The following is a 12,369-nucleotide window of genomic DNA, read 5'->3' as shown; positions in this document are numbered from 1 at the left end:
CGTGGAATCAGGGTGTTTCGGCGTGCCGGAGTCGGTTTCGCGTGCCGGAGGTGGCGGTGGTCGAGGTTCGGCTCGTGAATCCGTGTCGGGCTCGTGGAATCAGGGTGTTTCGGCGTGCCGGAGTCGGTTTCGCGTGCCGGAGGTGGCGGTGGTCGAGGTTCGGCTCGTGGTTCCGCGTCCGGCTCGTGGAATCAGGCTGTTTCGGCGTGCCGGAGTCGGTTTCGCGTGCCGGAGGTGGCGGCGGCCGAGGTTCGGCTCGTGGTTCCGTGTCCGGCTCGTGGATTCGGCCCGTTTCGACGTGCCGGAGTCGATTCCGCGTGCCGGACGGTGCGCCGCCGCCGTGCGCCCCCGCCCGCCGCACACGACGAAGGCCGGAGGCCCCGACCCCTCGAGAATCCCGAGCGGATCGGCGCCTCCAGCCTCAGCCGTGCACGCGTGCCAGCGGAGACCTACGCGCCCCAGCTCGATTGCGTGCCGCCGACGCGCTCCTCCGCCAGAGCCTGCGCGTGCCCGGACGCGGCGTAGGCCGCCATCGGGTCGGCCGGCAGCCCGCGCTCCGAGCGCCAGGCCGCGAGGGCCGGGCGGACGTCGGAGTAGAAGGCGTCCATGAAGATGCCGTTCGCGCCGAGCACGTCGCCCGCGAGCTGCGCCTCCTCGAGGGCCCCGCGGTCCACGAGCAGCGCGCGTGCCGTCATCTCCTGCACGTTCAGCACCGAGCGGATCTGGCCGGGGATCTTGTCCTCGACGTTGTGGCACTGGTCGAGCATGAAGGCGACGGGCGAGTCCGGTCCGTAGCCGCCGCCGCGCACGACCTCGTAGAGGATGCGGAAGAGCTGGAACGGGTCGGCCGCGCCGACGATCAGGTCGTCGTCGGCGTAGAAGCGCGAGTTGAAGTCGAACGAGCCGAGCTTCCCGAGGCGCAGCAGCTGGGCGACGATGAACTCGATGTTGGTGCCCGGCGCGTGGTGCCCGGTGTCGAGGCAGACCAGGGCGCGGTCGCCGAGCGCGGCGACGTGCGCATAGGAGGTGCCCCAGTCCGGAACATCGGTGTGGTAGAATGCGGGCTCGAAGAACTTGTACTCGAGCACGAGGCGCTGCTCGGTCCCGAGGCGCTCGTAGATCGCGGCGAGCGAGTCGGCGAGGCGGTCCTGCCGGCCGCGGATGTCCTGCTGGCCCGGGTAGTTGGAGCCGTCCGCGAGCCAGATCTTGAGGTCGCGCGAGCCGGTCGCGTCCATGATGTCGATGCAGGCGAGGTGGTGGTCGATCGCCTTCTGGCGGATGACCGGGTCGGAGTGCGTGAGCGAGCCGAACTTGTAGTCGTCGTCCTGGAAGGTGTTCGAGTTGATCGTGCCGAGCGCGACGCCCTTCGACGCCGCGTAGTCGCCCAGCGCTGCGTAGTCGTCGACCTTGTCCCACGGGATGTGCAGCGCGACGCTCGGCGCGAGGCCGGTCAGCTCGTTGACCTTCGCCGCGTCCGCGATCTTCTCCTGGATCGTGCGCGGGGTGCCCGGCGTGCTGAACACCTTGAAGCGGGTGCCGGAGTTGCCGAACGCCCACGAGGGCAGTTCGATCGCCTGCTGCTCGAGCTGGCGGAGGACGTCGGGGCTGAGGTCGGTCACGGTGCTGGTCCTTCTGTGCGGGGCGGTCCGGACTCGCGCGGCGGGCGCTGACCGGGCGGCACCGTATGAATCGTTTCACAGCGCCGTGTGGCGAGCGTATCGCCCCGCTTCCCGGCCTGTCAAAGACCTGCTGAGGGGGGCCCGCGCCCCGGGGTCGCCGGATGAGATGATTCGCGGACCGTGCGCAGCCCCGCGACCGGGACGACCAGAGGAGACGACGTGCCGTCCATCAGCGTCCGCGAGGTGGCCGCTCGCGCCGGAGTCTCCGTCGGCACCGTCTCGAACGTCTTGAACCGCCCCGAGAAGGTCGGCGCCGAGTCCGTCCGCCGCGTGCAGTCCGCCATCGCCGAGCTCGGCTTCGTCCGCAACGACGCGGCCCGCCAGCTCCGCGCCGGCCGCAGCCGCAGCATCGGACTCGTCGTGCTCGACGCCGGCAACCCGTTCTTCGCCGAGCTCGCGCGCGGCGCCCAGGCGCGCGCCGCGGAGGCCGGTCTCTCCGTGCTCCTCGCGAGCACCGACGCCGAGGCCGACCGCGAGGACTCCTATCTCGATCTGTTCGAGGAGCAGCGGGTCAGCGGCGTGCTGATCTCGCCGCAGGGGGAGGGGTCGGCGCGGCTCGACCGCCTGCGCGCGCACGGCATCCCCTGCGTCCTGGTCGACCGGGAGTCGGGCGACAGCGCGTTCTCGTCGGTCGCGGTCGACGACGTCGCCGGCGGGCGGCTCGCGGTCGAGCATCTGCTGGGGCTCGGCCGCCGGCGGATCGCCGTGGTCGGCGGGCCGGAGTCGATCCGCCAGGTCGCGGACCGCTTCGCCGGTGCGCGCGAGGCCGTGGCGGCGGTCGACGGAGCGACGCTCGAGGTGCTCCCGACCGCGGGCCTGACCGTGCTGGACGGCCGAGCCGCGGGGGGCGCGCTGGCCGAGCGCGACGCGGCCGATCGCCCCGACGCCGTCTTCTGCGCGAACGACCTGCTCGCCGTCGGCGTGCTGCAGGGCCTGATGCTGCTGGGCGAGGTGCGCGTCCCCGAGGACGTGGCGCTGATCGGCTACGACGACATCGCCTTCGCGACCGCGACCATCGTGCCGCTCTCGAGCATCCGCCAGCCCAGCGCCCTGATCGGCGCGACCGCGGTCGAGCTGCTCCTCGAGTCCGAGCCCCGCCAGGTCGTCTTCCAGCCCGAGCTCGTCGTCCGCGCCTCCACCACCGGCTGACCGCCGGCGCCCACCCGCCCTGCTCGCCCTGTCGCGCGCCGCGAGATGCCACTTGTGCGCGCTTCCCACGGCGTGTCGCGTACACAAGTGGCATCTCGCGGCGGGGGGAGGAGGGGAGGAGGGGCGGGCGCGGGCAGAACGGGGGACCGCCGCACGGGGGCGGGGCGCGCTGATAGCGTTTAGTGCGCCGGGTCCAAGAAACGCGGCGCTCCCCTCTCTGACGAAAGCCGCCATGACTCTGCGCCGTCCCGCCCTCGCCGTCCTCGCCGTCTCCGCCCTCCTGCTCGCCGGCTGCACCGCCTCCGACGGCGGCGCCGATGCGGGGGGAGGCTCCGGCACCCCCGTCGCCGACGGCGTCCTCACCTACGCGACCGGCGACGCCGAGCCCACCTGCCTCGACCCGCACGTCGGCGGCAACTACCCGCAGGCGCTGCTCGCGACCCAGGTGCTGGAGTCGCTCGTCTCGCGCAGCGACGACGGCACCATCACCCCGTGGCTCGCGGAGTCGTGGACCGTCTCGGACGACGCGCTCAGCTACGACTTCACCCTCCGCGAGGGCCTGACCTTCACCGACGGCACCCCGCTCGACGCCGACGCGGTCGCCGCCAACATCGCGCACCTGCAGGACCCGGCGACCAAGTCCTCCACCGGCTACCTCGCCGTCGCGAAGGTCGAGTCGGTGACCGCCGTGTCGCCCACCGTCGCCCGCTTCGCGCTCAGCGCCCCCGACAGCGCGCTGCTCGAGTCGCTCTCGCAGCCGTGGACCGCGATCCAGTCGCCCGCCGGCATCGCCCGCGGCGAGGAGGCCAACTGCGAGGCGCCCGTCGGCACCGGCCCGTTCACGGTGACGGAGTGGGTCAAGCAGGACCACGTGACCCTCACCCGCAACGACGACTACGACTCCTCGACCGGCCCGACCGGCGACGGCCACGACGGCCCCGCCTACCTCTCGAGCATCACCTGGCGCTTCATCCCCGACTCCGCCACCCGCTACGCGGCGCTCCAGGCGGGCGAGGTCGACGTGATCGACAACGCCCAGCCCGACACGCTCGCGGCCGCGACCGAGGCCTCCGACCTCGTCGAGATCGACGCACCGCGCCCCGGCTCGGTCAACCGCCTCGAGCTCAACTCCGGCCAGGCGCCGTTCGACGACGCGGGCGTGCGCGAGGCGTTCATCCGCGCCGTCGGCGTGAACGACGCCATCGACTCCCTCTTCTTCGGCACGGCCGAGCGCTCGTACTCGCCGCTGTCGAGCAGCGAGGCCACCGCGTACTCCGACCCCTCGCTCTTCGAGGACGCCGGATCGGACGACGAGATCGCCGCCGCGGAGGACCTCCTCGAGACCGCCGGCTGGGTCGACTCCGACGGCGACGGCATCCGCGAGAAGGACGGCGCCCCGCTCGTCCTGCGCCTGCCGGTGAGCACGAACCAGTCGATCCCCGCCGAGCAGTCGCTGTTCGAGCAGATCCAGGCGTCGGCGAAGGCGGCGGGCTTCGACGTGCAGATCAGCCTGCTCGATCTCTCCAGCTGGTACACCGCGCTCGCCGCGAACGAGTACGAGCTGGTCAGCGCGCCGTACACGAAGGTCGGACCGGACGTCCTGCGCACCCTCTACGCGTCCTCCGGCATCACCCCGGCGCCGAGCGGCTACTTCGCCAACCACGCCCAGGTGAACGACCCCGCCCTCGACGCCCTGCTGGAGCAGGCGAGCGCGACCGTCGACGAGACCGAGCGCGCCGACCTCTACTCGCAGGCGCAGCGGATCGTGCTCGAGGGCTACTGGATCCTGCCGCTCTACGACCAGCAGAACCACTACCTGCACCGCTCGGCCGTGCAGGGCGTCGCCGCCCTGGCCACCGTCTCGACCCCCTGGTTCGCGGACGCCTGGCTCTGACGCCCCCGGCGGCGGCCCGGGCATGCTGACCGAGCAGCGGCGCAGCCGCGTATCGAGACCCGCCGTCTGCAGCTGGGTGGATCTCGATACGCCCTCTGCGAGGGCTACTCGATCAGCATGATCGGGCCCGTCCCTCGTCCATGCTGGTGAACCAGCCGAGTAGCGGCGCAGCCGCCGCTCATGCTGGTCGAGTAGCCGCGCAGCGGCGTATCGAGACCCACGTGTCCGGCAGGGTGGATCTCGATACGCCCTCTGCGAGGGCTACTCGATCAGCATGATTTGCGCAGCCGCGTATCGAGACCCCCCGGAAGGAGCCCCCCGTTGATCCGACGCGTGCTCCTGCGCCTCGGCGGCGCGCTCGTGGTGCTGTGGGCGGTCGCGACGGCCGTGTTCCTCCTCATCCGCCTCATCCCCGGCGACCCCGCGCAGGCGATCCTCGGCGGCCCCGGCTCGCAGGCGTCCGCGGAGGCGCTCGCCGCCGTCCGCGAGCAGTACGGCCTCGACCAGCCCCTGATCGTGCAGTACCTCACCCAGCTCGGCCGCCTCGCCCGCGGCGACCTCGGCACCTCCTACTCCCTGCGCACCCCCGTCGCCGACCTCCTCGGCCAGCAGCTGCCCGGCACCCTCCTCCTCGCCGCCCTCGCGCTGACCCTCGCCTGGATCCTCGCCCTCGCCACCGCGCTCTGGTCCACCCGCGGCGGCCGCGTCGCCGCCGCGATCGGCTCCGGTCTCGAGCTGACCGCCGCCGCGCTCCCGCACTTCTGGCTCGCCACCGTGCTGATCGCCGTCTTCGCGACCGCGCTGCGCTGGTTCCCGCCCGTCAGCACCGGCTCCGCGAACGGACTCGTGCTGCCCGCGCTGACCCTCGCGATCCCGCTGGCCGGCTTCCTCGGCCAGGTGATGCGCCGCTCCCTCCTCGATGCGCTCGAGTCGCCGTTCGTGCTCGCGGCCCGCGCCCGCGGCGAGGGCGAGCTCGGCATCCGGCTGCGGCACGCGCTCCGCCACGCCGTCCTGCCGGGCGTCTCGCTCTCGGGCTGGGCGTTCGGCTACCTGATCGGCGGCGCCGTGGTGGTCGAGACGATCTTCGCCCGCCCCGGTCTCGGCCGGACGCTCCTCGCGGCGGTGACCGTCCGCGACGTGCCCGTGGTCACCGGCGTCGTGCTCGTCACCGCGCTCGCCTACATCGTGGTGACCCTGGCGACGGACCTCGTCGCCCGCCTCGTCGATCCGCGCCTCGCCGCCGCCCGCCCGCAGGAGGCCGGCGCATGAGCGAGCTCGAGCTGCGCGCCGCCCGCCCCGCCCGCAGGAGCTCCGGCCGCCTCCGCGTCGGCGAGCTGATCGCCCTCGTCTTCGTCGTCCTCCTGCTCGTCGCGGCGCTCGCCCCCGACCTCCTCGCGCCCGCCGATCCGCTCGCCATCGCCCCGCGCGACGCCTTCTCCCCGCCCTCCGCCGCGCACCCCCTCGGCACCGACGAGTCCGGACGCGACGTGCTCAGCCGCCTCATCGCGGGCGCCGGCGCCTCCCTGCTGATCGGCGTCAGCGCGACCGCGATCGGCCTCGTGCTCGGCGCCGCGCTGGGGGTCGCCGCGGCGTTCGGCGGCCGGTTCGTCGACGGCGCGATCGGGCGGATCCTCGAGGTGCTCTTCGCCTTCCCCGCTCTGCTGCTCGCGCTCCTGGTGATCGTGGTCACGGGCCCCGGAGTAGTCCCCGCCACGATCGCGGTCGGCCTCTCCACCGCGCCCGGCTACGCGCGCATCCTGCGCACGCAGCTGCTCGGGATCCGCGACTCCGGCTACGTCGAGGCGGCGCGGGTGCTCGGCCACTCCTCGCCGCGGATCCTGCTCGCCCACGTGCTGCCGAACACCTTCGGCCCGCTCGCGGTGCTGGCGACCCTCGGCGTCGGGCAGGCGATCGTCTGGGCGTCGGCGCTCAGCTACCTGGGTCTCGGGGCGGAGCCGCCGGCGCCGGAGTGGGGCGCGATGCTCTCCGCCGGGCGCACCTACCTCTCGAGCGCGTGGTGGCTGACGGTGTTCCCCGGGCTCGTCATCGTGCTGACCACGATCGCGACGACGGTCCTCGGCGGGCGACTGCGAGGTGCGCGATGAGCGCCGCCGTCGTCGAGGGGCTCCGCGTCGCCTTCGACGGCGTCGAGGTCGTGCACGGGGTGTCCTTCCGCATCGAGCCGGGGGAGTGCGTCGCGATCGTCGGCGAGTCCGGCTCGGGCAAGAGCGTCACGGCGCGGGCCCTGCTGGGGCTCAGCGGGGGGACGGCGACCGGCAGGGTCCGGGTCGGCGAGCAGGAGGTGATCGGTGCGAGCGCGCGGGCGCTCCGCCGCCTCCGGGGAGCGGGCGTCGGCTTCGTGCCGCAGGACGCGCTGCTCTCGCTCGATCCGCTCCGACCGATCGGCCGCGAGATCGGCGACGTGCTGCGCCTGCACTCCCGGCTCTCCGCGGCCGAGGCGTCGGCGCGGGTGGCCGAGGTGCTCGCGAGCGTCGGCATGCCCGACCCGGAGGAGCGGATGCGCGACCGCTCCGGCGAGCTCTCCGGCGGGCTCCGCCAGCGCGCGCTGCTGGCCGCCGCGATCGCCCTCGACCCGCCGCTCCTGGTGGCCGACGAGCCGACGACCGCCCTCGACGTCACCGTGCAGGCGCGCGTGCTGGAGCTGTTCGCCGAGCAGAAGGCGCGCGGCCGGGCACTGCTGCTGGTCTCGCACGACCTCGCCGTCGTCGCGGGGCTCGCCGACCGGATCCTGGTGCTCGCCGACGGCCGGGTCGTCGAGGACGGACCCGCGGAGCGCGTGCTGCGGTCGCCGGAGTCGATCCAGGCGCGGACCCTCGTCGCCGCGGTCCCGGCCGGTCGCCCGCGCGGCTCGCGGCTCACCGATCCCGCGGCGCCCGTGGTTCCTCCCGCGCCGCCCGGCGAGCTGCTGCTGCGCGCCACGGACCTCGTCACCCGCTTCCCGCGCCCCGGCGGCGGCACCCGCACCGCCGTCGACGCGGTCGACCTCGAGCTGCGCCGCGGCGAGACCCTCGGGCTCGTCGGCGAGTCCGGCTCGGGCAAGAGCACGGTCGCCCGGCTGCTGCTCGCGCTGCGGCGTCCCGACGCCGGAACGGTCGAGTTCGACGGCGGCCCGTGGTCGGCGGCGACCGAGCGCGCACGGCGACCGCTCCGCCCTCGGATCGGCGCGATCTACCAGGACAGCCTGTCGTCGTTCGACCCGCGCTGGAGCGTCGGCCGGCTGCTGCGCGACGCGGGGGCGGAGTCGGTGCCGGCCCTGCTGGAGAGCGTCGGGCTGGCCGCATCGCTGGAGCGGCGCTCGCCGCGCACCCTCTCGGGCGGGCAGCGCCAGCGGGTCTCGATCGCGCGCGCCCTGGCGACGCGCCCCGACGTCCTGATCTGCGACGAGCCGGTCTCGGCGCTCGACGTCTCGGTGCAGGCGCAGATCCTCGACCTCCTCGACGACCTCCAGCGCCGCCACGGCCTCGCCCTGCTCCTCATCTCGCACGACCTCGGCGTCATCGCCCACATGAGCGACCGCATCGCCGTCATGCGCGACGGCCGCCTCATCGAGTCCGGCCCGGCCGCCGCCGTCCTCGGCGCCCCCCGCGAGGCCTACACCCGCCGCCTCCTGGCCGCCGCCCCCCGCCTCGACCGCGGCTGACCCCGCCGCAGGGCGTCTGCAGACTCGACCACTGACGTCGGTGGATCTCGATACGCAGGGCGTCTGCGAACTCGACCTCTGACGTCGGTGGATCTCGATACGCCCGCGCCGCGGGCTACTCGATCAACATGGATTCCCGCGCCCTGAGCATGCTGGTCGAGTAGCCCCGCAGGGGCGTATCGAGACCCACGCGATCCGAGTCACCGCGGACAGCGCCCACCGGTACCCCCGCAGAACACCCCTCCCCCCGCCCCCGCGCCGTAGCGTGACAGGCATGACCAACGACCCCGAGGCGCGCGACTTCCTCACCTCCCGCCGGGCCCGGCTGACCCCGGAGCAGGTCGAGCTCCCCGGCGGCGGCCAGCGGAGGGTCCCGGGCCTGCGCCGCAGCGAGGTGGCCCAGCTGGCCGGAGTGAGCATCGAGTACTACTCGCGGCTCGAGCGCGGCGACCTCCGCGGCGCGTCCGAGTCGGTGCTCACGGCGCTCGCCGACGCCCTGCGCCTGGACCGCGCCGAGCGCGAGCACCTTCTCGATCTCGCCCGCGCGGCCGAGCGCTCGCCGCTGCGCTCCCGCCGGCGCGCGCCCGCGGCCGTCCGCCCGAGCATGCGGCTCGCGGTCGAGTCGATCACCTCCGCCCCCGCCTTCGTCCGCAACGGCCGCCTCGACGTCCTCGTCGAGAACGACCTCTTCCGCGCGCTCTACGCCGACCTCTACGCCCTGCCCGAGCGCCCGGTGAACCTCGCCCGCTTCGTCTTCCTCCAGCGCGCACTCGCCGAGGCGTTCCACCCGGTCTGGAGCACCGCCGCCGACATCACCGTCGGCATCCTCCGCACCGAGGCCGGCCGCGCCCCGCACGACGCCGACCTGCAGGCGCTCGTCGGCGAGCTCTCCACCCGGAGCGACGAGTTCCGCACCCGCTGGGGCGCCCACGAGGTGCGCCACCACGCCAGCGGCAGCAAGCACTTCCACCACCCGATCGTCGGCGACCTGCACCTCAGCTACGAGGCGTTCGACTCGCTGGGCGACCCCGGTCTCGACTTCCTGATCTACAGCGCGGAGCCCGGCTCGCCGAGCGAGGACGCGCTCCGGCTCCTCGCGAGCTGGTCGGCGACTCAGGCCGCGCAGTCCACGCAGCCGCCCGCCCCCTCCGCCCCCGCGCGCCGCACCGCCCCCGCCGACAGGACCCCCGAGTGAACCGCCGCACCACCCTCCTCTTCGCGATCGCCGGCGGAGTCGCCGTCGGCAACCTCTACTGGGCGCAGCCGCTGCTCGACTTCCTCGCCACCGACCTCGGCACGAGCACCGGATCCGCCGGCTGGCTCGTCACCGCCACGCAGCTCGGCTACGCCCTCGGCGTCCTCCTCTTCGTCCCCCTCGGCGACGTGCTCGACCGCCGCGTCCTCGTCCCCGCCGCGATGCTCTGCGCCTCGCTCGCCCTGCTGGCCTGCGCGCTCGCCCCGACCTTCGCCGTGCTCGTCGCGACCCTCGCGCTCGTCGGCCTGACCACCGTCGCCGCCCAGATCCTCGCCCCGCTCGCCGGCGACCTCGCCGACGACGCCACCCGCGGCCGGGTCGTCGGCACCGTCGTCTCGGGCATCCTGACCGGAATCCTCGTCTCCCGCACGATCAGCGGACTGATCGCGCAGGCCGCCGGCTGGCGCACGGTCTACGTCGTCGCGGCGGTCGCGGGAGTCGTCCTCGCCGTCCTGCTCGCGCGGGCGATCCCGTCCCTGCCGCCGCGGACGCGACTGCGCTACCCGGCCCTGATCGCCTCCGTCTTCGCGATCGTCCGCCGCGAGCGCTCGGTGCGCTGGAGTCTCGCCCTCGGCGGCACGTCCTTCGCCGTCTTCACGATGTTCTGGACGTCCCTGACCTTCCTGCTCAGCGCCCCGCCGTTCTCCTTCGACGTCGCCACGATCGGGCTCTTCGGCCTGATCGGCCTCGCGGGCGCGATCGCCGCCCAGCGCGCCGGCCACCTGCACGACCGCGGCCTCGCGCTCCCGGTGATCGGCATCGCGTGGGCGGCCGTGCTCGTCTCCTGGGTGATCGGCGGCCTCGGCGGCGGCTCGATCGTCGCCGTGATCGTCGCGATCCTGGTGCTCGACATCGCGATCCAGGGCCACAACATCCTGGTGCAGTCGCGGATGTTCCAGGTCGACCCGTCCGCCCGCAGCCGCCTCAACACCGCGTTCGTCACCACCAACTTCGTCTGCGGCGCGATCGGCTCGGCCCTCGCGTCCTTCCTCTGGACCCACGGCGGCTGGGGCGCGGTCTGCCTCGCCGGCGCCGTCCTGAGCGGCTTCGCCCTCACCGTCTGGCTACTCGGCCGCCGCTCCGCCCTGCTGCTCCCGGACGCGCAGCCCGCGGTCTGACGCGGCGGCGGCCGGGCCCCTCCGCCGGCCGTGCCCCTCAGCCCAGCCGGTAGGCCTCGCCCGGCGCGAGCACGTGCACCCGCTCCGGGTGCGAGACCGCGCGCAGCACGTCGGCGGGGTCCCCGTTGAACGGCGCGAAGTCGGGGGAGTCGACCGAGCCCCAGTGGTGCAGCAGCAGCTGGGCGGTCGGATGCGCGTCCGCCATCTCGATCGCGCCCTCGAAGGTGAAGTGCCACTCGCTGTCCGAGAAGTCGAAGAGCATCACGTCCGGGCTCGGCCCGGTCAGGTGGTGCTCGCGGATCAGCCGCGAGTCGCCCGGCGCCCAGACCGTGCCGTCGGGCGTCTCGATCCAGAAGCCGCAGGCGTCCTCCTCCTCGAAGAAGCGCTGCCCCGGCTCGGGGAACGCGTTCTGCCAGGCGTGGTCGGCGGGGGTCAGTCGGACGCCGACGCCGCCGACCTCGAACGCGTCGTCGATCCCGTGTCCGTGGGCCGGCAGCCCCTCGGCCGTCATCTCCGAGGCGACGTAGCGCGTCGAGTGGAAGGCGGTCGTGACCGGTGCGAGCTCGCGGCAGGTCGGCCGGCTGAAGTGATCGTTGTCGCTGTGCGTCACCAGCACCGCGTCCAGGCGCGGCACGGCGGAGGCGGTGATCGGGAAGTCGATCAGCACCGGCATGTCGAAGCCGCCGAGCAGCGGGTCGATCATCAGCGACGTGCCGCGCGAGGTGAGCAGGAACCCGGCCATGCCGAGCCAGCGGAGCGTCGTGCCGCCGTCGTCCGCGAACGCCTCGTCGCCGAACGGGCGGGTCGGCCCCGCCACCGCCTGGCGGCGCTCCCCGTCGGATGCCTGGGTCATCGTCGTCTCCGCTCGTCGAGGTCGGTCGTGGACCACCCTACGAGCGGCCCCCGCGCGAGCGATGCCCTGTCGGAAGGTGCACCGCCAGGGCCTGTCTCCTGCGCGCGCCCCGGCCCAGCATGGCGTCGGGGACGGACGCCCGTCCCGCCCCGACCCGCCGTCGTGGAAGAAGGACGCCGATGACCATCGAACCGCCGACCCCCTCCGTCAAGAACCCGCCCGAGCAGTTCGCGGGCGATGTCTAACTCGACACGATCGTCGTGCCGCACGACGCCGACCAGCGCACCACGATGGCCCGGGTGCGCTTCGCTCCCGGCGCCCGCACCGCCTGGCACTCGCACGCCCGCGGGCAGTACCTGCACGTGACCCAGGGAGTCGCCCGCTTCGGCGGCCGCGACGGCACAGTGCTCGAGGTGCACGCCGGCCAGACCCTCTGCACCCCGCCCGGAGAGGAGCACTGGCACGCCTCCGCGCCCGGCGTCGTCATGGAGCACCTCGCCGTCCTCGAGAGCGCCGACGACCCGTCCGCGACGACGGCCTGGGCCGAGCACATCACCGACGCGGAGTACGAGGGCCGCTGACGGCTGCAGAACATCAGCTGAGACGCCTCCTCATCGCTCATCGGCGATGAGCCGCACTCTCCGCTGATGTTCTGCACCGCCCGCCGCGTCCTCCGGCCGCTCGACCCGGCGAGGCGTCCCCGGACCGTCGAGGCGTCCCGTCGCACCGGGACGTCTCGACGGCAGCGGGACGCTTCGCG

The 12,369-nt window shown here is 74.0% G+C and carries 9 protein-coding genes and 1 pseudogene; 8 read left to right on the top strand and 2 right to left on the bottom strand.

Annotation, left to right across the window (positions count from 1 at the left end):
- Positions 1-449: 449 nt before the first annotated feature.
- On the bottom strand, positions 450-1,619 hold the full coding sequence (gene rhaI, locus HQQ82_RS09195; protein ID WP_173232719.1) for an L-rhamnose isomerase: 1,170 nt from the start codon (positions 1,617-1,619) through the stop codon (positions 450-452).
- A 219-nt stretch (positions 1,620-1,838) separates the two neighbouring features.
- On the opposite strand from rhaI, the gene HQQ82_RS09190 reads away from it, so the two are divergent.
- The 7 genes from HQQ82_RS09190 (at position 1,839) to HQQ82_RS09160 (ending at position 10,756) form a co-directional block, all read left to right on the top strand.
- Positions 1,839-2,828 carry a LacI family DNA-binding transcriptional regulator gene (locus tag HQQ82_RS09190; protein WP_173232718.1) on the top strand — a complete coding sequence of 330 codons (990 nt, stop codon included), beginning with the start codon at positions 1,839-1,841 and terminating at the stop codon, positions 2,826-2,828.
- A gap of 232 nt (positions 2,829-3,060) precedes the next feature.
- Entirely contained in the window at positions 3,061-4,722 is a 1,662-nt protein-coding gene (locus HQQ82_RS09185) for an ABC transporter substrate-binding protein (protein ID WP_173232717.1), read from the top strand.
- Positions 4,723-5,043: 321 nt separating this feature from the next.
- Positions 5,044-5,991: an ABC transporter permease gene (locus HQQ82_RS09180; protein WP_254071353.1), complete on the top strand. Its 948-nt coding sequence runs from the start codon at positions 5,044-5,046 to the stop codon at positions 5,989-5,991.
- A complete protein-coding gene (locus HQQ82_RS09175) occupies positions 5,988-6,827 on the top strand; it encodes an ABC transporter permease (protein WP_173232715.1) in 840 nt (279 codons plus the stop codon). The genes HQQ82_RS09180 and HQQ82_RS09175 overlap by 4 nt, the downstream gene beginning before the upstream one ends.
- The gene (locus tag HQQ82_RS09170; protein WP_173232714.1) at positions 6,824-8,383 is read left to right on the top strand and encodes an ABC transporter ATP-binding protein; all 1,560 of its coding nucleotides are present in this window, start codon (positions 6,824-6,826) and stop codon (positions 8,381-8,383) included. Before HQQ82_RS09175 ends, HQQ82_RS09170 begins: the two co-directional genes overlap by 4 nt.
- Before the next feature lie 274 nt (positions 8,384-8,657).
- The gene (locus HQQ82_RS09165) at positions 8,658-9,578 is read left to right on the top strand and encodes a helix-turn-helix transcriptional regulator (RefSeq protein WP_173232713.1); all 921 of its coding nucleotides are present in this window, start codon (positions 8,658-8,660) and stop codon (positions 9,576-9,578) included.
- Entirely contained in the window at positions 9,575-10,756 is a 1,182-nt protein-coding gene (locus HQQ82_RS09160; protein WP_173232712.1) for an MFS transporter, read from the top strand. Before HQQ82_RS09165 ends, HQQ82_RS09160 begins: the two co-directional genes overlap by 4 nt.
- Before the next feature lie 37 nt (positions 10,757-10,793).
- Here HQQ82_RS09160 and HQQ82_RS09155 read toward each other — a convergent pair whose 3' ends face one another.
- Positions 10,794-11,609, bottom strand: a complete 816-nt coding sequence (locus HQQ82_RS09155; RefSeq protein ID WP_173232711.1) for an MBL fold metallo-hydrolase — start codon at positions 11,607-11,609, stop codon at positions 10,794-10,796.
- A 179-nt stretch (positions 11,610-11,788) separates the two neighbouring features.
- Here HQQ82_RS09155 and HQQ82_RS09150 point away from each other — a divergent pair.
- A pseudogene (locus tag HQQ82_RS09150) lies at positions 11,789-12,190 on the top strand (cupin domain-containing protein).
- The last annotated feature ends 179 nt before the right edge of the window (positions 12,191-12,369 follow it).

Source organism: Rathayibacter sp. VKM Ac-2856 (assembly GCF_013205055.1).
Taxonomy (GTDB): domain Bacteria; phylum Actinomycetota; class Actinomycetes; order Actinomycetales; family Microbacteriaceae; genus Rathayibacter.
This window is presented reverse-complemented; position numbering and strand designations above follow the sequence as displayed.